At 67.0% G+C, this 19,942-nt stretch carries 14 protein-coding genes and 1 pseudogene; 4 read left to right on the top strand and 11 right to left on the bottom strand.

What is annotated here, in order from left to right:
• Positions 1 to 602 (bottom strand): annotated as a pseudogene (locus D7X55_RS16585) (6-aminohexanoate hydrolase); the annotation flags it as partial.
• 21 nt (positions 603 to 623) lie between these two features.
• Here D7X55_RS16585 and D7X55_RS16580 point away from each other — a divergent pair.
• Entirely contained in the window at positions 624 to 1,691 is a 1,068-nt protein-coding gene (locus D7X55_RS16580) for a serine/threonine-protein kinase (protein ID WP_147470125.1), read from the top strand.
• Here the strand turns inward: D7X55_RS16580 and D7X55_RS16575 are convergent.
• The 4 genes from D7X55_RS16575 to D7X55_RS16565 form a co-directional block, all read right to left on the bottom strand.
• The gene (locus D7X55_RS16575) at positions 1,678 to 3,084 is read right to left on the bottom strand and encodes a hypothetical protein (protein ID WP_147470124.1); all 1,407 of its coding nucleotides are present in this window, start codon (positions 3,082 to 3,084) and stop codon (positions 1,678 to 1,680) included. The genes D7X55_RS16580 and D7X55_RS16575 overlap by 14 nt on opposite strands.
• A 281-nt stretch (positions 3,085 to 3,365) precedes the next feature.
• A complete protein-coding gene (locus tag D7X55_RS42920; protein ID WP_147470123.1) occupies positions 3,366 to 4,502 on the bottom strand; it encodes a hypothetical protein in 1,137 nt (378 codons plus the stop codon).
• Positions 4,503 to 4,663: 161 nt separating this feature from the next.
• The gene (locus D7X55_RS16570; protein ID WP_199746985.1) at positions 4,664 to 5,896 is read right to left on the bottom strand and encodes an RES family NAD+ phosphorylase; all 1,233 of its coding nucleotides are present in this window, start codon (positions 5,894 to 5,896) and stop codon (positions 4,664 to 4,666) included.
• Between the two features lie 705 nt (positions 5,897 to 6,601).
• On the bottom strand, positions 6,602 to 8,200 hold the full coding sequence (locus D7X55_RS16565; RefSeq protein WP_120546724.1) for an ABC-F family ATP-binding cassette domain-containing protein: 1,599 nt from the start codon (positions 8,198 to 8,200) through the stop codon (positions 6,602 to 6,604).
• A 233-nt stretch (positions 8,201 to 8,433) separates the two neighbouring features.
• On the opposite strand from D7X55_RS16565, the gene tgt reads away from it, so the two are divergent.
• Together tgt and D7X55_RS16555 are read left to right on the top strand one after the other, a co-directional pair.
• Positions 8,434 to 9,603, top strand: coding sequence for a tRNA guanosine(34) transglycosylase Tgt (gene tgt, locus D7X55_RS16560; RefSeq protein WP_121723546.1), 1,170 nt, complete (start codon positions 8,434 to 8,436; stop codon positions 9,601 to 9,603).
• Between the two features lie 132 nt (positions 9,604 to 9,735).
• Complete coding sequence (locus D7X55_RS16555) at positions 9,736 to 10,923, top strand: nuclease (RefSeq protein ID WP_121723545.1); 1,188 nt, start codon at positions 9,736 to 9,738, stop codon at positions 10,921 to 10,923.
• 6 nt (positions 10,924 to 10,929) lie between these two features.
• On the opposite strand, the gene D7X55_RS16550 is transcribed toward D7X55_RS16555, so the two are convergent.
• The gene (locus D7X55_RS16550; RefSeq protein WP_121723544.1) at positions 10,930 to 11,490 is read right to left on the bottom strand and encodes a sugar O-acetyltransferase; all 561 of its coding nucleotides are present in this window, start codon (positions 11,488 to 11,490) and stop codon (positions 10,930 to 10,932) included.
• A gap of 104 nt (positions 11,491 to 11,594) precedes the next feature.
• Here D7X55_RS16550 and D7X55_RS16545 point away from each other — a divergent pair, with 104 nt between their 5' ends.
• Complete coding sequence (locus tag D7X55_RS16545) at positions 11,595 to 12,368, top strand: HAD family phosphatase (RefSeq protein ID WP_121723551.1); 774 nt, start codon at positions 11,595 to 11,597, stop codon at positions 12,366 to 12,368.
• Between the two features lie 83 nt (positions 12,369 to 12,451).
• On the opposite strand, the gene D7X55_RS16540 is transcribed toward D7X55_RS16545, so the two are convergent.
• The 5 genes from D7X55_RS16540 to D7X55_RS16520 all read right to left on the bottom strand — a co-directional run bounded on the left by D7X55_RS16540 (position 12,452) and on the right by D7X55_RS16520 (position 19,867).
• Complete coding sequence (locus tag D7X55_RS16540; protein ID WP_233609878.1) at positions 12,452 to 14,080, bottom strand: OmpA family protein; 1,629 nt, start codon at positions 14,078 to 14,080, stop codon at positions 12,452 to 12,454.
• A 42-nt stretch (positions 14,081 to 14,122) separates the two neighbouring features.
• The gene (locus D7X55_RS16535) at positions 14,123 to 17,422 is read right to left on the bottom strand and encodes a kelch repeat-containing protein (RefSeq protein ID WP_233609877.1); all 3,300 of its coding nucleotides are present in this window, start codon (positions 17,420 to 17,422) and stop codon (positions 14,123 to 14,125) included.
• Positions 17,423 to 17,552: 130 nt separating this feature from the next.
• On the bottom strand, positions 17,553 to 18,557 hold the full coding sequence (locus D7X55_RS16530; protein ID WP_158626380.1) for a type VI immunity family protein: 1,005 nt from the start codon (positions 18,555 to 18,557) through the stop codon (positions 17,553 to 17,555).
• Positions 18,535 to 19,269 carry a hypothetical protein gene (locus tag D7X55_RS42915; RefSeq protein WP_147470122.1) on the bottom strand — a complete coding sequence of 245 codons (735 nt, stop codon included), beginning with the start codon at positions 19,267 to 19,269 and terminating at the stop codon, positions 18,535 to 18,537. The genes D7X55_RS16530 and D7X55_RS42915 overlap by 23 nt, the downstream gene beginning before the upstream one ends.
• Positions 19,262 to 19,867, bottom strand: a complete 606-nt coding sequence (locus D7X55_RS16520; protein WP_121723540.1) for a hypothetical protein — start codon at positions 19,865 to 19,867, stop codon at positions 19,262 to 19,264. Before D7X55_RS16520 ends, D7X55_RS42915 begins: the two co-directional genes overlap by 8 nt.
• Positions 19,868 to 19,942: the final 75 nt, after the last annotated feature.

The raw sequence follows: 19,942 nt of genomic DNA, 5'->3' as shown, positions 1-19,942 counted from the left end.
GGGTAGGGGAGGGACAGCCGTCCGGACTGTGCGTCGAACGTGCCTTCAAACTTCGTGTCGCCCTGGGTGGACGTGAACCGGACCGTGCGGTCCTGGAGCTCCACGCGGAACAGCATCCGGTTGCCGAAGTTCCGCTCCGGGTTGCGGATGAACGCCGTCACCAACCCGTCAGGCTGCTTCTGGACGACGAGGTACAGCGAGAACCGGTCCTCCAACGGAGCCACGTTGCCGCGCCAGACACCGGGCTGAACCGCGCGCAGTTCCACCGGAGTGGCGAACTTCATGCCGCTCATGAGCACGGGAGGCTGGATCCAGTGACCGGTGATGCGCTGGCCGTTCTCCGCCAACGTGGCTCGAAGCTCGCCGCCTGGGAAGACGACGGACACCTTCCGGCCCTCGACGCGAGCCGGGATGTCGAAGCCCGAGATGCGCGCGCTCCAGTCGCTCCCGTTCCGCACCAATGTCAGCTCGCCTCGAACTTGAGGCCCGAGGACGCGCTCACTGCCCCAGATGCCCACCAACGGATCCGCGGGCAGGGGGACCGCGCCGGCCTGGAGAGGAAGCAGCGCCAGCAGAAGCCCGAGGAAGAGATAGCGGGTCATGGTCTGCTATTCATACGCCCCGTGAAGCCCCACGTCGGCAAATACCAGTGCATCCGCCTGCTCGGCGAAGGCATCGTCGAGGACTCTCTGGCCAAGGCCGCCGGCCGGTGGGGCATCGAGAAGACGCTGGTGCTCGAGTGCCTCCGGCCGGACATGGCCGAGGACGTGGGGCTCGCGCAGCTGTTCCTCGACACGGCGAAGATGGCCGCCCGGCTCACGCACCCGCACATCGTGCGGGTCTTCGACTTCGGTAAGGCGGACGGCACGTACTTCCTCGCCAGGGAGCACATCGACGGACCCAGTCTGCGCAGTTTGATCAATCATCTGGCGGTCCAGCGGATGACCCTGCCAGCGACACTGTGCGCGCGCATCATCTCGCAAGCCTGCGAGGGGCTCGCTTATGCCCACGACCTCACCGACCCCAAGACGAACGAGCCGCTGGAGCTCATCCACCACTGCATCCGGCCGTACAACATCCTCCTGTCGCGCCAGGGGACGGCCAAGGTGTTGGACTTCGGCGTCGACGCCTTCCGGACCCGGTGGACCCCCCAACACCCTGTCCCCAACCTGAGCCAGCACGTGTACATGGCGCCCGAGGACATCAGGGGCTTGAGGGTGGACCGGCGTGTGGACGTCTACTCGCTCGGGGTGGTGCTCTACGAGCTGCTCACCACGCGCAGGCCCTTTGAGGGCAAGACCCACTGGGACGTGTTTCAAGCCGTCTTGTCCGAGCCCATGGTGCCCGTCGAGCAGCACCGCCCGGACCTGCCCGGCGCCATGCGGGCCATCCTCGCCCGGGCGCTCGCGAAGGATCGGGACCAGCGCTACCCGGACTGCCACGCGTTCCGGAAGGACCTGGAGGAGTTCATCCGCTCGGAGGGTGAGCCGGTGACACCGCGGCAGGTGGCCCGGCTCGTCCAGCAGATCACCGCGAGCGACGACCCGGAGGCCCAGGCACGGCCCCGATTGGGACGAGGCTGGATCCTCGCGGCGGCAGTGGGCCTGGGAGTCCTGCTCGGATGTGGCGCCCTGCTTTGGAAGATGGGCACCGCGCCCGAGCCCGAGAAGGTTCGCGCTACTCCACCGTGAGCGGGAAATGGGCGGATGCCGGATGGCCCGTCACCGCGAGGACGCGAGGCTGCTCTTTGTCCCATTGCCATTCTCTGGGCTGCGACTCCCAGGAGCACGGCTCGACGGTGATGGTGAGCGGTCCCGAGCCCTCGCTCCGGGGCTTGAAGGTCACCTCCAGCTCCGCGGTGGCCCCTGCCTCCAATCCGGAGGTATGCCCCACGACGTTCACGCGGTTCTCCTCCACCATCGGGAGCGGCTGACCGCGATACCGCACGCTCACGTCCACCACGCGAGCACCGACGAGCACCCCGGACACGCGGATCCGCACCGCCTCACACGCGGGCCCGTCATTGCGCACCAGCGCGCGCCAGGTCTCGGCCACGGGAGCGGACACGGTCAGCGGCGCCGAGGAGTGTTCGGCCCAGTGGATCGTGGGCGTCTTGAATCCCACGTGCATGAGCGGCGCGCCCGGGCTCACCGGACGGTTCGAGGCGCTGAGGCGCAAGGGGTGTCCGGGCTCGGCGGTGAGCAGGAAGAGCGCGTCACGGTCCTCAGCGCCGACCCACCACCGGTCAGGCCCCGCTGGAGTCACGGCCACGAAGCTGGGCCAATCCCCGACGAGCGTTTCCAGCACCTGGAGCCCGGGCAGGGACACGAGGAGGAGCTTGTCCTGGAGGAAGAAGAGCGCCCGGTTCGCGTCGAGGACGCAAACCCCGGCACCGCCCCAGATCAGGTCATCCTCATCGTCATCACCCTCCTGATCCGGGATGGAGCCAAGCAGGGTGCCGTCGAGAGCGAAGTGAAGGAGCCCTGTCTGCCTGTAGTTGATGACGACCAGGAGGAGCACGCCATGGGGAGTGGCCTGGGTCCGCCAGATGTCCTGGTCTCCGCCCGGCTCCACCTGGAGCGCTCCCTCCGGCTGAGCCGCCCCAGGGCGGACCACATAGACGCGGCCCCGGCCCTTCTCCACGACGGTGATGCCAAAGGGGCTCGTATCGAGGAACGCCCCATCCGGGGACTGACGGAGAGGGCGCCCCTCGGCATAACCGTACCCGTGCGTGGCGCGCACGGGCTTGGGCAAGGTCATGGGCTCCCACGGTTGCCCGGACCCATCGGTCGCGAAGAGGGTGGTCAGCTTGAGGGCGCCGTCCACCACCGTCCCGATAAGCCGGTCCCCATCGCTGGTGAGGTCGAAGCACTCCCGCGGCAAGGCCTGTCCGGGAGCGTCAGCGTTGGTCCCCACGGAGAAGACACGCCGATCTCCGCCTCCTACCCACACGTCCTTGGCCTGGTTGAGCGTGGCGAGCACAACAGGCGCGGGTGGATACTCCGTCACGTCTCCGCCGACGTCCCGGCGCACGCCTTCGGCACCGTGGAAGACGATGAGCCGCTGCGGTCTGACATCGAACAACCACGGCCCACGGGCGAGAAGACGGCGTCTCGGGTACATGGCCCTGCATCATACCCGCTGACGCCCGTCCCCCAGCTTCGACCGCCTACCGCACGGCGGCCACTTGCACGTGGACGTGGCGGTGAAATGATTCCTGGCGTGGCTACTGACATCCGCCGCACTCCTCCGCGCTCTGCACCCCGATTCCATCAACTGATGCTGTTGCGATGCTGATGATTGTCGTCCAGTCACTTCGAACGGCCTCAAGTAAGCGCATTGCTGTCATATCCATAGCGATAAATCTAACTTCGCGTTAGCAGCTCGATCTCGGCAAACATGCCTGTCGCCGTTGTGAGTTGCAGCTGCGTCTCGGTCGCCGCACGCCTCCATCCAGCCATTCGTGCGCGTGCCACGGATTGACGTACTGCTCCCTCCAAATCTCCAACGGCAACTGCTTCGAAAATGTTGCGGCTCAGTCCCGTTCGGATGCGAATCCCATCGAAGGCGATACCCTTGTCGGTAAGGAGATCTTGGGGATAGAAGACGGTGTGCGACTGCACGACAAATGGTTCCTTCTGCAACTCACCGAGGCCGAGTACTACGGGCAGTTCCTCGACGCGTTTGACTGGAGAGCGTTCTACCTCAGGTTCATTGAGGGCCACTGCATTTCCCTCCCGACGTAGACCGAGCAAGTGCAATGCCGAGGCCACATTCGCTCGAGCGACTGCGACCGCTAGGTTGTTACCCCCATTTCCCTGGTTACGCTCACCCTCTGCCAGCTTAATCTCCGGATCGATGATTCGGCAGAGAGGCTTCCCGCCGCCGTGTTGGGGAATGTAGACGCCAGCGACGATACTCTGCCCCAAGGTGTAGGGAGGGCCGACTCGCATGTTCTGCTTCTGAGGGATACCGTTGTTCAAGAGTTTGTAGAGTGTGCTCGGCGTTTGGGTGCCCTTGCATTCGATGATGTGTGCCCGGCCCGTGGTGTCGACGGCGACAAAGTCGGGGCTCTTGCGCTGCCCGCTCTTCTGGGATGGCTTCAGACTAAAAGCCGGCGTGTTGAGCGTCTTCACAAGGTACTGAGTGTTGGCGAAGTAGATGGTGTCGAGAGCTTCGAAGAGCAGGAGCGTAGTAAGCCCCATGCCGAAATCGTCACTCAGCACCGTTTTCTGGTGGGGATCGAGCTCTGTCCACTCAGGGCGGAGTCGAAGGAAGGGGCCCTTGTCTAGGGCAGGCAGATAGCGCGCGCACGCCCAGCTATTATCGAGTTCGAAGCCGAGGGCAATAGGTGGTGCCGTAAGAAGTGCGACGAGTGCCAGAACCTCACGCATGTCAATGGAGTAGCGCTGGTTGTGGAGCGCCATGATCTTGGGGGGAATAGGTTTCCTGCCCCACGAACCCACGTCGACGTTGATCAATAGATGGCGAGACACCGGCATATTCACCTCACGTCACTAATGCGACCAGTCATTTTTCAAGAATAGCTTCACTGGCAGCGAATGAAATGACCAAGCAGTATTGGACTAGGCGCCGTTCAACGATAGTGAACGCTCTGGTGTTGGCGCATTTTTAGACATGGCTTGAGTCGCTTTGAAGGAGTTTAGAAATCCGCGTCTTCGGTGGAGTCTTTCTCCCAGCGAAACCTTGTGACTTCATACTCCTGAGCCTCGATCTTCACTCTTTCAATTTGGTGAACTTTGACGTCGTTTAGTTCAATACGGAGGGTGTTTTCTCGGACGTCTTCCTCGGAACTGGAGTGCGCGAGAGCAAAAGGTGTTTGAGGGCTTGGTTCTTGTGGCTTGATTTTGCTTTCCTTTGCTGATGGAACCCTCTCAATCACTTCGTAATCAGTCATCCATCCGTCTTCTTCGAATTGGCCAAGGCTTGAAGTCAGAGTCATTCCTTCGGGTAGTTTGATGTGCTCAACACGAGACGCTTTGTGGAATAGCGCAACATTCACTGCGCCGTTGCTGGCCTGTGCGGACGGGAACACGATCCCGTCAAGGGGGATTGCACTTTCCGTGGCCAAGTAGTCTGCAATCGCTTGGGTTGCCAAGTAGTCGAATCGCTCGTCGTCAGGCATGACCGGTTTTGTTATTCGAGCACTGAGGCTCCTGAGGAATGCAGCACGCTGAATTCTCGAGGCGAGAGTAGGGTCAAAAACACTCCCATACGAAACAGCATCACTTACAGCGGTCAGATCAAGCAGGCGAAGGGGACGAATTATTTCGAATCTTGCCACCACTACTCGACTTCCTACTGGTGGACGCACTTCGGCGAGCGCGGTCTGCGCCTCGTTTGCTCCGTAAAAGACGGAAATGCCGTGGGCATTCATACGCCCAGCGGACGCATATTCGAATGGCGGCGGGCCGACGTGCCGGTCGGGACGTGCAATGGCCTCTTCAAGCTTGGCGTCGGATTGAAAGACTCGTGCTCGGTAGAGTGAGGACAGCATGGCTCCCGGGCCTGCATCGATAACTAGTGGCTTTCCGGCGCGGGAGTGCATCTTGTCGATCTCGGCGAAGATTGCAGCTAAGTGTTCAGCTCCGCTTCGATCGAAAAAACGTGCTCGTGTTTTCAACGAGAACTCAAAGCTTTGCCAGTTTGATTGCCATTGAGCATCGTCCGCCCGTTTCTCCTCGTAGTGGGCGTCACTGTCAAACTCAGTTTCCTCGGGATAATCGTTTGGGTCGTATCGTGCATACTTCGTTTCGAGTAGTTCTTGGATTTCCTTGGCTGCTTGTTCAGGGATTTCCGCAGCATCCCTGATGGCATCTACTGTGCGCGCTCCCGGCCTTGTCCACTCATAGTTGGACTCTCTGTCGTAGTGCATTGCTGCCTCATATCCAGACGGCTCCGTAGGGGTTCGTACGAAGTGCTCGTTGAAGGCGGTCTCTATGCGCGATGCTAAGGTGTCGACGCTGTAGGTGAGGCCTCGCTTTCCACAATAGGTACACTTCCGCAAGAGACCCTTTGAGGTTATCTCTTGACTCAAGTAGTTTTCTTCAACGCAGAGGTTACAGATGTGCTTTGAATTTGGGCGACTGACGCTCACGTTGGACTCACTTTCCGAACTGGGGCTGCTTCCAATCATCTCTCAACGTTCGCTTGGCGTCACGAACATGGCGGGGAATAGGCAGTGTCCCTTGTGCCATGGTGGTTGTTGCCTCGGCCAGTATTCCGAAGTGCTGATTTTTTGTGCAAGAATAGGTAGGCTGTTTCGCTGAATATGGATGTGTCTTTGAGCTATGATGAGTATGAAGGCAGGGAGTGGCTTTGAATTGATCTCGTTGTGGATGCGCCCGGGACAAAGACATGAGCTGTATCCCTGAATAGTGGCGAGTGTAACACTGCGTTTTGATTCATCGGTAACCCCAGGCTGGTTTGGACTGGCGGTCTGGAGATGAGTATCGCAGGCACATTCATCACCGGGACATCACTCAAGAGAGGGATGGAGGCGCGCACGAAAACGCCGCCTCGCTTCCGGATGGACCGGAAACGGGCGGCGTTTGGCACTGCCTGCGGGTGTGACTCGGAACTACCGGCGCTTCATCGCCGCGTCCGCGTGCTTCTCCATGAACTCGGAGTAGGGGCCGTTGAAGTCGAGGACTTCCTTGCCGGCCTCCAGGCTCCAGATGCGGGTCGCGACCTCGGAGATGAGTTCCTGGTCGTGCGTCACGCAGATGACCGTGCCTTCGAACTTGGCCAGGCCTTCCGCCAGCGCCGCGATGGACTCCAGGTCCAGGTGGTTCGTCGGCTCGTCCAGGATCAGCACGTTGTCCTGCATGATCATCAGCTTGGACAACAGCACGCGCACCGTCTCACCACCGGAGAGCGTGTCCGTGGGCTTCATCCGCTCCTCACCCGAGAAGAGCATCCGGCCCAACACGCCCGAAATCTCCTCGTTCGTCAGCTTCTCGCTGATCTCCCGGAGGTAGCCGAAGCACGTCGTGCCCTTGTGGATGACGCCGTGGTGGTCCTGCGGCAGGTAGCCCACCGTCGCCTGGTGGCCCCAGGTGATGGTCCCACCGTCCGGCTCCAGCTGCCCCGCCAACATCTTCACCAGCGTGGACTTGCCCACGGCGTTGCGGCCAATCACGCAGATGCGCTCGCCCTTGCAGACCAGCCCCTTGAACGGCTTGATGACCTGCTGCCCGTCGAAGGACTTCTGCAGTCCCTCGAACATCAGCGTCTGACGGCCGCTGATCACCTTCTGGTCGAACCGGATGAACGGCCGCGCGATGTTCGAGCGCTTCAGGTCCTCCGTCTTCAGCTTGTCGATCTGCTTGATGCGGCTCTGCACCTGCGACGCACGCGTACCCGCGTGGAAGCGCGCCACGAAGTCCTGCAGCTGGGCGATCTTCTTCTTCTTCTCCGCCGTCTCGGACTCGACCCGGGTCCGCAGCTGCGACTTCTGCCGGACCATGTCGTCGTAACCACCCGTGTACTGGATGATGGTCTCGTAATCGATGTCCGCGATGTGCGTGCAGATGGAGTTCAGGAAGTGCCGGTCGTGGCTGATGGTGATCAGCACGCCCTCGTAGGCATGGAGGAAGCTCTCCAGCCAGCGGATCGAGTCGATGTCCAGGTTGTTCGTGGGCTCGTCCAGCAGCAGTCCGTCCGGCTTGCCGAACAGCGCCTGCGCGAGCAACACACGCAGCTTCAGGCCGCCCGTCAGCTGGCGCATGGGCTCTTCGTGGAAGGACTCCTCGATGCCAAGGCCGGCCAGCAGCGTGGCCGCGTCGCTCTCCGCGGAGTAGCCGTCCTCTTCCGCGATGACGCCTTCCAGCTCACCCAGCCGGTTGCCGTCCTCTTCCGTGATGTCGGCCTTGGCGAGCAGCTTGTTCTTCTCGTCCATCGCCGCCCACAGGTGGCGGTTGCCCATCAGCACCACGTCGATGACGCGGTCGTTCTCGTAGCGGAAGTGGTCCTGGCGCAGGATGCCCAGCTTGCGGGGGCGGATGATCTCGCCCATGTCCTGCTCCTCGTCTCCCGCGAGGATCTTCATGAACGTGGACTTGCCGGCCCCGTTCGGACCGGTCAGGCCGTAGCGGCGGCCCGGCGAGAAGGCGACGTTGACCTCCTCGAAAAGCTTCTTGGGCCCATAGGCCTTGGAGACGTTGATGACGTTGAACATGGCGGCGGCTTGTAACGGAAATGGCGCGGCGACCCAAGACGCGCGGTGAATCAGTGACTGGAGGACCCAATGTAACCGCCAGCACGCCCTGGAAATGCCGGCTTCGACCCCCGCCCCCAGGGGTGGGGTAGGGAAACCGGGGTCCCCGAGGCGGAACGGCCCCCCGGAGACCAGGCGGGCGTCCCCAGGAAGCGGGTGCCTCCGGACGGGCAGGCTGGGTATAAGGCCCGACAATGGCCGTCCGCTTTGAACTCCTGAACACCGACCCCACCGGCGCCCGCACGGGCATCCTCCACACCCGCAAGGGGTCCTTCCCCACGCCGATGTTCATGCCGGTGGCCACCCACGCCGGCTTCCGCCACCTCGCCATGGAGGAGGTGAAGGAGACGGGGGCCAAGGTCCTCCTCGCCAACACCTACCACCTCATGCTCCGGCCCGGCCCGGAGGTGTTCGAGCGCTTCGGCGGCATCCACCCCTTCATGGGCTGGGACGGCGCCGTGCTCACGGACTCGGGCGGCTTTCAAATCTTCTCCCTGCCGGAGGACCGGCTCATCACGGAGAAGGGCGCGCACTTCCGCAGCTTCTACGACAACAGCCGCCGGCTCCTCAGCCCCGAGTCCAGCATCGCCATGCAGCAGGCGATCAACTCGGAGATCATGATGGTGCTGGACGTGTGCATCGACTCGCGCACGGACGAGGCCGGCACCCGCGAGGCCATGGAGCGCACCCACCGCTGGGCCGTGCGCAGCCTCGCCGCGAAGGAGTCGAAGAACACGGGCCAGGCGCTGTTCGGCATCGTCCAGGGCGGCGTCCACCCGGCCTTGCGCGACGAGAGCGCCGCGTTCCTCACGAAGCTGCCCTTCGACGGCTTCGCCATCGGCGGGCTGGCAGTGGGCGAGACGAAGGTGGAGCGCGACACGATGACCGAGCGCGCCACCGCGTCCCTGCCGCAGGACAAGCCCCGCTACCTGATGGGCGTGGGCACGCCCACGGACCTGCTGGAGGCGGTGCTGCGCGGCGTGGACATGTTCGACTGCATCATCCCCACCAAGATGGCGCAGCAGGGCTACGCGTACACGTTCCAGGGCCTGGTGCGCATCTCCCGCACCGCGTACCGGCTGGAGGACGGGCCGCTGGATCCCGAGTGCGACTGCTACGTGTGCAAGAAGTACTCGCGCGGCTACCTGCAGCACCTGATGCGCGGCAAGCACCACCTGGGCTCGCGCTTCCTGTCCGTGCACAACGTGCGGCACTACCAGAAGCTCATGGAGCGCGTGCGCGAGGGCATCCTGCGCAACGGCTATGCGCAGACGTACCGCGAGCTGAAGACCGCCATCGCCACGCCCAAGGACCTGAAGGACGAGGCCGCGGCCAGCGCCGCGACGCTGAAGGACGTGGGCTGAAGTCCGGGCGCGTGGCCTGTCGCCCGCCCTCCGGCCGGGTTGTGACAGGCGGCGCGCGAACGGCGGTGCGGCGGAACGTGGCGGGTTAGCCTGCGGTGCCCGGGTCCAACGGCCCGGTGCGCTCCCCGCCGCATGGACCCGCGCGTCGCCAGCCTCCTGAATCACGTCCGCGCCGGTGCCGAGAACCGGCCCGGCGTGTACCGCTTCTTCGGTCCCGCCGGAGAGCTGCTCTACGTGGGCAAGTCCGTGCGCGTGCGCACGCGGCTCCTGTCGTACTTCCGCGCGGAGGAAGGGGAGAAGGCCTGGGAGATTGTCGCCCAGGCGCACCAGGTGGAGTGGGAGTACACGGCCAGCGAGTTCGCGGCGCTGCTCCATGAGTTCCGGCTGATCAAGAGCCACCGGCCCCTCTACAACGTGGAGCACAAGCGCGACCGCGCACACTGCTTCCTCCAGCTCACGCGCGAGGCCGTGCCCCGGCTGCGCGTGGTGGGCCAGCCCGGCGGCGGCGGGAGCGCGGAGTACTTCGGGCCCTTCCACGGCCGGCACACCATGGCGGACGTGGTCCGCGCGGTGAACGACCTGCTGGAGCTGCGCGACTGCCCGTCCGAGACGCCCATGCGGCTGGCGGATCAGATCCAGCTCTTCCCCATGAAGGACGACCCGCGGTGCATGCGCGGGCAGACGGCGCGGTGCCTGTCGCCGTGCGCGGGCGGGTGCACCACGGCGGAGTACCTGGCGCAGGTCGCGCTGGCGCGAGCGTTCCTCAACGGCGAGTCGGACCGGCCGCTCGTCATCCTGCGCGAGCGCATGGCGATGGCGGCGCGGCGGCTCCAGTTCGAATACGCGGCGGAGCTGCGCGACCGCGCGGAGCGGCTGGAGAACGTGCAGGCGTGGATCGTCGAGCTGGGCCGCACGCTGCGGCGGCTGTCGCTGGTCTACACGGCGCGTGGGCACGCCGGTGAGGACCGCACGTACGTGCTGCGGCGAGGACGGATCCGCGCGGAGGTGCCCACGCCCCGGACGCAGGAGGAGCACGCGGCGCTGGAGGCCCGGGTGCGGGACCTCTTCGACGTGCCGGAGCCGGAGGCGATTGGCCTCCGCGCGCAGGAGGCCCAGGAGGTGATGCTCGTCGCGAAGTGGTTCCGCCTGCATCCGGAGGAGCTGGACGCGACGGTGCCCGCTCCGGCTCGGGGTGGAAGCGACGAGGCGTTCGAGGAGGCGGCGGAGGCCCGGGCCGCGCTCGCTCGCACGCTGGAGCGCACCGTGGAGGGCCCGGAGGAGCCGGAGCCTGTTGATGCGGCCGAGGCCACCAGCGGCTGAGCGCCGCTAGCGGAGATTCCGGATGACGCGGCAGGGATTGCCGGCGGCGAAGACGTACGGAGGAATGTCCCGCGTCACCACGCTGCCCGCGCCAATGGTGGAGCCCTCGCCGATGGTGACCCCCGGGCAGATGATGGCCCCGCCGCCAATCCACACCTTTGAACCGATGGTGACGGGGCGGCCCAGCTCCGGGCCCTTGATGCGCTCGTCCGGATCCAGCGGATGCGTGGCCGCGTAGACCTGCACGCCCGGACCGAAGGCCACGTCGTCGCCAATCGTCACCCGGTTGCAGTCCAGGATGACGCAGTCGAAGTTCATGAAGACGCGCTCGCCCAGCTGGATGTGCTCGCCGTAGTCGCAGCGGAACGGCGGTTCGATCCACGTCCCGGCGCCCACCTTGCCCATCAGCTCGGTGAGCAGGCTCTCACGCAGCGGCAGCTCGTCCTCGGTGGACTGGTTGTAGGAGCGCAGGAGCTTGCGGGCGCGGACCCGCTCGGCCGTCAGCCGCGGGTCCATGGCGTTGTACAGCTCGCCCGCGAGCATCTTCTCTTTCTCGGTTCGTGCCATGTCCCGGAGCGTAGTCACTCGTTCCCCTGAATGGTGAACAGCCCGCGTCCCGGCTACGCGGAGGCGGGTGACACTGGACGCTCCGGCCAGCGAGGATGCCGGCCATGAGGACTGAGCGGGTCGAGGAGACGCTGGAGCGCATCCGGCGCGAGGTGGAGCGGACGCCGGACGGCGTGCTGGCCTTCGACGGGGACGGCACGCTGTGGAGCGGGGACGTGGGGGATGACCTGTTCATGGCCCTGCTGGAGCACGGCGGCGTGCGGCCCGAGGCCCGCGGGGCGCTGGAGCAGCTGGGCGCGCGCCACGGCGTGGAAGGGCATCCGGACGCGGTGACGCTGGCGCACGCGCTGTTCAAGGCGTTCGAGGCCGGGCGGCTGCCGGAGAAGGACACCTACGAGATGATGGCGTGGATCTTCGCGGGCTGGCACGCGGAGGAGGTGCGCGGCTTCGCCCATGACGTGGTGGCCCGGCGCGACGTGGCCCGCCGCGTCCACCCGGAGGCCCGCCGCGTGGTGGAGTGGGCCCGGAGCCAGGGCGTGGACTGCTACGTGGTCAGCGCGTCGCCTCGCGCGGTGGTGGAGGCCGCCGTGCGCGAGGTGGGCATCACGCCCGACTTCGTGGTGGCGTGCACGCCGAAGGAGGAGGGCGGACGGCTGCTGACGTCCGTCTTCGAGCCCGTGCCCTACGGCCCCGGCAAGGTGAACAGCCTGAGGCTGCGGACGGACCGGCCGCTCTACGCCGCGTTCGGTGACAACGTGTTTGATCTGGACATGCTCGCGGCCTCACGCGTCCCGGTGGCCATCCGGCCCAAGGCGCGGCTGCGCGACCGTGCGGCGGAGCTTCCCGCGCTGGTGCAGCTGCACCCCGAAGAGGCCTGACGGTCTCTTCGAGGTGTCTTCACTTCCGTGCGCCGCTTCGTGGCTGTGTCCACGAAGCGGCGTCACGTTGAGGCCCGCGGGCGTCAGCCCCCCGTGACGGGGACGAACTCCACGCGGCGGTTCGCGCTGCGGCCTTCCGGCGTCTCGTTGGACACGCGCGGACGGTCCGGGCCGTAGCCCTTCGCCTCCAGCCGCGAGCCCGCGATGCCCTTCTGGATGAGGTACGCGCGCACGCGGTTCGCGCGCTGCTGGCTCAGCGTGCGGTTGGCCTCCTCCGGTCCGCTGTTGTCCGTGTGGCCTTCAATCCGGACGTTCAGCTTCGGGTTCGCCTTCAGGTACGCCACGATGTCATCCAGCTGCCGCTGCTCGTTGTCCTGGAACTCCGACTGGTTCACCGGGAACTGGACGATGTGCTCCAGCGGCGACTTCGTCTCCTCCGCGGGCTGCTCCTCGGGAGGCGGCTGGGGCTTGGGCTCCTCGGGCTTCGGCTGTTCCTTCACGGGGCAGCCACGCTCGGACGACGGACCGGCCTCGTTCGGGCAGGCATCGTCCTTGTCCGGCACGCCGTCGCCATCCGAGTCCTTCGCGGGGCAGCCACCCTCGGACGCCGGGCCGGCCTCGTTCGGGCACTTGTCCTCGCGGTCCACCACGCCGTCGCCGTCCGAGTCCTTGTCCGGGCAGCCGTTGTTCTCCACGGAGCCGGACTCCAGCGGGCAGCGGTCGTCCTTGTTGGCCACGCCGTCGCCGTCGTCGTCCTCGTTGGGGCACTGCTCCGGCGTGTGGCTGCGGCCGGTGCGGCAGCGGTCCACGGGCTCGGGCTCGTTCGCGTACGCGATGCCCGCGGCCAGCCGGAACGACGGCGTGCCCGGGATGTCCGTGAAGCCGTGCCCGCCAATCGCGAAGGCCTCGAAGCCCGCGCCCACCGGCAGCCGCACGCCGCCCAGCAGCTCCAGCGCGAAGTCCGACTCCACGAGCGACTCGGCGGCCTGCAGCGCGATTTCGCCGCGCAGCCCCTTGCCTCGCGTGGCCACGACGACGCCCTGCTCCAGCTCCGTGCCCACGTCGCGGCCCGGCTCGACCTCCTTGGACTTGATCCGGATGCCCGCGTTGGCGCCCAGCACCACGGGCCCCACCTCACGGCTCACCGACACGCGAGGCGCGACCTGGAAGCCCGCCCAGCCCGCCTGCCGGCCGAACGCGTCCGCCGTGCCGCCCGGCAGCCCGATGTCCAGGCCCAGGCCCAGGAACACCGGCGCGCCTTCCTCGCGCCGCAAGAGTTCGTAGCGCACGCCCAGCTCCGGCGTGCCCAGGCCGAACGAGTCCGGCTCGCTCACGCCGACCAGCTGCTCCGCGCCGTGGCCACCCTGCGCGATGATGACGGGCAGCTTCGCGGAGAACTCCAACCGGTCCACCGGCGACCACGCGCCGGCCAGCCAGCCCGCGGTGCGGTAGTGGAGGATGGAGCGCTCCAGCCCATCACTGCCCTGCAGCAGCAGGATGCCGCGCTCGTAGTTGACCATGAGGAGCAGGCGGTAGCCGCCCTCGGGGAGCACGCGGCCGGTGTCCACCAGCATCGAGTCCGTCGCCGCCGGCGTGAAGCGCAGGCGCTCCAGGTCCAGGGGGACAATCGGGCTCGTGGTGGTCTGCGCGAACGCGGCGGGGGTGACGGCGGTGGCCAGCAGCGCGGCCAGCGCCCAGCTCTGGGCCTTCATACGCAAGGGGATTTCCATTCGAGAAAAGAGTGAGCGCATGTCTCAGTTCCCCCGGGCCGGGTTCTGACGGCGGCGCGAATTCCCCCAGGCCGCCAGCGCGGCGAGGAGGGCCAGCGCGGACGTGGTGCCACCGGAGCTGTCGCAGCCTCCGCCGGCGATCTCCACGACCTCTGCCTGGACCCGGACCTGGAACGTGCACTGCGCGGTGTTGCCCGCGTCATCCGTGGCGGTGACGGTGACCGTCGTGTTGCCCGCCGGGAAGGCCGCGCCGGACGCGGGCGAGGACGTCACCCCCGGCGAGGCCGTGACCGCGTCCGTGGCCGTGGGCGTGAACGTCACCGTCTCGCCGGGAGCGGCGCCGCGGGACTCGGGGCAGATCAGCGTGGGCGCCGTGGTGTCCTGGACCGTCACCTGGAACGTGCACGTGAGGCCCGTGGAGGTCGCGGTGACCGTCGTGGTGCCCAGCGGGAAGACCGAACCCGAAGGCTGCGAGTAGCTCACCGGGAGCCCCCCCGCCGGATCCAGCACCGCGGGGTCGTACGTCACGACCGCGCCGTTCGCGTCCGTGGCCTCCACGACGACGTTCGCGGGGCAGGTGAGCGTGGGCGTCACCACGTCCTCCGTCACGTTGACCGTCACCGTCGCGACGTTGCTGTCCGCGGCGCAGTCGCGAACCCGGTAGGTGAAGCTGTCCGGGCCCACGTAGCCGGCCGCGGGCGTGTACACGGGATTGCCCTGCGCGCTGGTGCTGAGGGTGCCGTGCTGCGGCGGGGTGACGACCGTCCAGGTCAACACCTGCCCGGCGTCCGGATCCGTGGCGGCCAGGGCGAACTCCGCCGGCGTGTCCTTCTGGACCGTGACCGTCTGATCCGCCGCCACCGGGGGCTGGTTGGCGACGACCGTCACCATGCGGCCGCCGGAGATGGCATTGGCGAAGACGGACAGCGCGTAGGTGCCCAGCGGTGCGTCGGCGGGCACGGTCACCGTCGCGCGGGTGTCCGAGGTGTTGCTGCTGGGGAGCGTCCAGAGGCGTCCGCCCTCGGCGGCCTGGAGCCGCACCAGCGGGAAGTCCGTGGGCGAGTCCGCGCTGTTGCCGCTGCTGCCGCCGGAGATGCCCCGGAAGCGCAGGCCCTCCACGACGGTGGGGCAGGCGGCGACGAGGGTCGCCGGGTTGGTCACCGACGGCTTCCAGGCGGCGGAGGCCCGGGTGTCGTCATACAGCTCCGCGGTGGTGGCCTCCTGACCGCCCGCCAGCAGCACCTCGCCCGAGGGCAGGGCGACGCTGAACAGGCCCCCCGCGGCGGTGGGGTCCGCGACGTTGATCCACGCGCGGAGGAGGGGATCGTAGACCTCCGCCGTGTTGGTGTATTCGTCATTGATGGTGATGCCGCCCGCGACCAGCACCTTGCCGGAAGCCATCAGCGTGGCGGTGTGGAGCCAGCGCGGCTGCGAGAGCGCGCCCACGGACGCCCAGGCGTTGGTGCCGGGCGTGTAGAGCTCCGAGGACGTGAGCGCCACGCCACCCGCGAGGCCGCCCGCCGCGAGCACCTGGCCCGACGGCAGCAGCGTCAGCGTCAGCTCGTCCCGGACGCCCGCGAGGCCCGCCGCCGCGGTCCAGGTGTCGCTGGCGGGGTCGTAGATCTCCGCCGAGGCCAGCGCAGCGCCACCGGCATTGTGGCCGCCCGCGACGAGCACCCGGCCGTCATGCAGCAGCACGGCGCGGTGTCCGGCGCGCGCCGCGATGAGCGCGCCCGCCGGGGTCCACGTGTTCGTGTCCGGCGCGTAGAGCTCCGCGCTGACCAGCACGGTGGTGTTCTGCTGACCGCCGACCACGAGCACCCGGCCATCCGGCAGCACCGTGGCGGAGTGCAGGTGGCGCGGGCTCAGCATGGACTCGGTGGCCAGCCAGGTGTTGGTGGCCGGGTCGAAGCGCTGCGCGTTGGGCGTCGAGGTGCTCACGTTGCGGCCACCCGCGACCAGCACCTGACCGTTGCGCAGGAGCGTGGCGGTGGCTCGCTCGCGTGCCACGTCCATGGCGGGCAGGGGGGACCACGTGTTGCTCGCGCGGGCATACAGCTCCGCCGCGGCCGACGAGGTGAACTGGCCGCGGCCGCCCGCGACGAGCACCCGGCCGTCGGGCAGCAGCGCCACCGCGGCGTCGGTCCGGGGCGTGCCCATGAGGCCGGCGGGAGACCACTGGCTCTGGGCGGGGTCGTAGACCTCCGTCGAGGCGAAGAACGTCAGGGCGGGCGACGAGGTGAAGCCACCCACGACGAACACCTTGCCCGAGGGCAGCAGCGTCGCCGTGTGGTTCTCACGGCCGACGATCATGATGCCGCCGCGGATCCACGTGCCGGTGCCCGGATCGTAGATTTCGGACTCGGCCTGCGCTGGAGCGCGGAACTCGGAGCCGCCGGTGGCGAGGACGCGGCCATCGGGCAGCAGCGTGGTCTGGTGTCCGGAGCGCGGGAACTGGAGGCTGCCGGTCGCGGTCCAGGTGTTGGCCGCCGGGTCGTAGAGCTCCGACTGGGCCGTCACGCCGCCTGCGATGAACCCGCCGGCGACGAGCACGCGGCCGTCGGGGAGCAGGGTGCTGGAGGAGTAGTGACGGGGGACGAGCGGGGGCGCGGCGGCGGTCCAGGTGCCGGTGGCCGGGTTGTAGAGGTCGGCGCCGGGCACCTCGCCCGAACCGCTGAAGCCGCTCACCACGAGGACGCGCCCGTCACGCAGCCGCGTCGCCATGTGCGCGTTGCGGCCCTGGGTCATGGCGCCGGTGGGCAGGAAGGCATTGGTGGCGGGGTCGTACAGCTCCGCGGACGCGAGCCGGACGCCGCCCGCGCCGATGCCGCCCGCGACCAGCACCTGGCCCGAGGCCAGCAGCGTGAGCGTGGCGAGGCCGCGGGTGGTGGACATGGCGCCCGTGGCGGTCCAGGCGTTCGTCGCGGGGTCATAGACGCGGCCCGTCGCCGAGCCATCGGTCACGACCAGCATCCTGCCGGAGGGCAGCAGGACGGCCTGCGTGATGTTGCCCTGGATGCCGGTGTTGCCCGCGGCGGTCCAGGTGTCGGTGGCCGGGTCATACAGGGCGGCCGTGGTGATGAACCCGCCGGAGTTGACGCCGTTGATGATCAGCACCCGCCCGTCCGGCATCAGGACGGCCGCGTGTTGCCCGCGGGCCGTCGTCATGGACGAGGTGGCGTACCAGGCTGGCGCCGCCGCGAGCCGGGAGTGCGCGGTGCGAGCGCCTCCCGGTTCCGGACGCGCGTTGCCGCCGCAGGACAGAAGGCCCAGGCTCGCGGCGAACAGCAGGAGCCCGCTCCAGACAGCGCGTTGTGACCGCATTGATGAAACCCCGATCCGCGAGGGCTGGCGCGAGCACGACCGTCGGCCCGCCGCTCGACGTGAACACTCCGGGTACGCGGATTATCAGTGCGCCGGGTGGTGGGGCAATGCGTGAAAAGTTCCCGTGCGGTCATCCATCGCGTGGGTTGGAGACCGGCTCCGGAGGCGCCTCCAGGAAGCGGCGCCACCAGAGCTGGGCCTCTTCCTTGGAATAGCCCTCCCAGGGGGTGAAGGGATTGGAGGTCAGGAGCCACGGCTCCAGGAACCGGGCCAGCTCGCGATACGCCGGCAGTGGTTCACCCAGCTTCGTGTCACCCGCAAGCGGCGCGGGGCCCAGGCGGATGAGGGCACGGCCTTCACTGAGCTCCTGGACGGTGGTCTCCGGATGGCTCAGGTGCGAACGGAGCGCCGGGATGCCACCCATGGTTTCGAGCAGGGGCGGGCCCAGGAAGTTCAGCCAGTGGATCCCGTCGATCCCTTCCTCCATGCCCCATGTGCTCTCGCGAGGCACATCCCAGCCGGGATGACGGACCAGCTGATCCTTCAAGAGGGGAAGGAGCTTTGACCTGCCGCGGGTGAACGAGAGCGACAGTCCGGCATGGCCCGTCGAAAAGGGAAGAAGCTCCGCCAGCGACCGGGCCAGTTCATGAGCCTTCTCGGGCCCCTGGTCCTCCAGGTACTGCATGGGGACCTTCACGCTCAGGACGCTGTACTCAGAGGACGGTGTTCGCCAGCGCAGTCGGGAGCGGAAGCTGAATTCATAGCCACTCGGATCCGACTCACCACCCGTGAGAAGGACCCAGGTGTCGAAGCCCCGCTTGGTCAAGATGCGAGACCAGCTGGAGTCCTGCTCCATGTCGTCCAAGGGCTCGAATCGAGGCTTTTCGACATGGCGCCATACTTCTCCCCAGAATTCAGGTGTGAGCGGGAAACCCGCCTCACTGATGTCGGGGTCAAAACCCGTTGTCAGTTTCTCAGGCGTATGGCCAATGGCCTTGAGAAACAGGTCCAGCGACTGACGCGCACGTGATGCCAGTGGCGCGTGGTCGTAATCCAGATAGAACACGATGCGCAGGGCGAGTTGGACCCTGGGGAGCGTCTGGGCGAAGTGTTCAGCGAGGGTGTAGCTGCTCACGAATGATCCCGAATTGAGGTGTGATGATGGCGGGATTGCATTGCCCATCAATGTTCGAGTACCGAGTCAGCTGATCCCTTGTTTCAGGAACAGAGAGCGGATCATTCTTTCGTACCTTGAGGCATGGAAACTTGAAGTCGAAGATGCATTGGGCCTGATCTGGCCTGCCTGAAGCATGAAGGACGACGTCGGGCTTCATGAGAACCGGTTGGTCCGCTTTGCCCATGCGGACCACATAGCTTGGCTCGATCGAAACATTGTTGGGAAAGCGCCGGAGGATTTCACGTCGAATGCACGCGAAGGCAACCTCATGCTTCAGCGCCCCGAGTTCGGCCTGTCTCCGAATCGGATCACCATTCTTGGCGTAGCCAACCACGCGCATGCACTCCGCGTCGTCCGGGATCTTCCCCTCGCCGTACTCGCGTTCGTTGACGACGAAGTTCGCCTCCTTCGCGCACTCCACCAACAGGTGCTCGATGCGGGCCACGTCCGCCGCGTCCAGGACCTTCATCGCGGCTCCCGCGGTGGCCGCGGCCCTGGCGGCCTGGTCCACCCACGGGAGGAACGCTTCGTCTCCTGGCTGCGTGTAACAGGTGGGATTGCGAAAGCATCCGTTGGTCGCGGTGTCCGTCTGCGCGTAGCGCGTTGGACCGGTTGCACACGACACACAGAGCAGGACGAACACCATCCCCAGCCAGCGCCCATCAATCATCGTCTTCGCCCGCGTCGTGCGCCGCCGCGTTGAAGAGGCCGAAGCCTCCGGCCTCTTCACTCGAAATGTCCGCCCGGCGCAGGGCAGGGGAGTCCTGCGTCTGCCCCACCGCCATCCACCGGGGCGCGGCCAGCAGCACGCCGTCCTTCGGCAGCTCCGGCAGCAGGTGCTCCAGGTCCCCGAGGATGAACTCCGCGTGCCCCACGCCCTCCGGCTCCGGCAGCCCCTCCGGGGGATTCCACTCCCCTCCGTCCAGGTGCCCGAACGGGAAGCTCCCCGTGCCGCTCGCGCCCCCGTACCCTCCCTCCAGCAGCTGCCGCGTCCGCGCCTCGCTCCCCGTCACCGCCGGCAGGCACACGCGCACCAGCCAGTCCCAGGTCGCCGCGCCCTGCTCCACGGGCCAGTCCAGCTCCACCGCGTCGTCCGCCTTCGCCAGCAGCGCGTCGAGGTACGCGCACGCCGCGCGCGGTCCCAGCACGCCGCCCCGGCGGGCCTCCTCCACCGCCTCCGCCCACAGCTCTTCCCGGTAGTAGTGCGCGAAGTAGAACCCCGGCTCGTCCCACTCCGGACGCGCGCCCCGGGGCAGCTTCGCCAGCACCAGCCCGCTCGACAGGTACGCGGGCCCCGTGGCCCAGGGATGGAACTGGCTGAACGCTGTCTCTTATACACCTCT

This window comes from Corallococcus sp. AB049A (assembly GCF_003668885.1).
GTDB lineage: Bacteria > Myxococcota > Myxococcia > Myxococcales > Myxococcaceae > Corallococcus > Corallococcus interemptor.
Note: the sequence above shows the minus strand (reverse complement) of the source record. Positions and strands in the feature narration are given on the sequence as shown.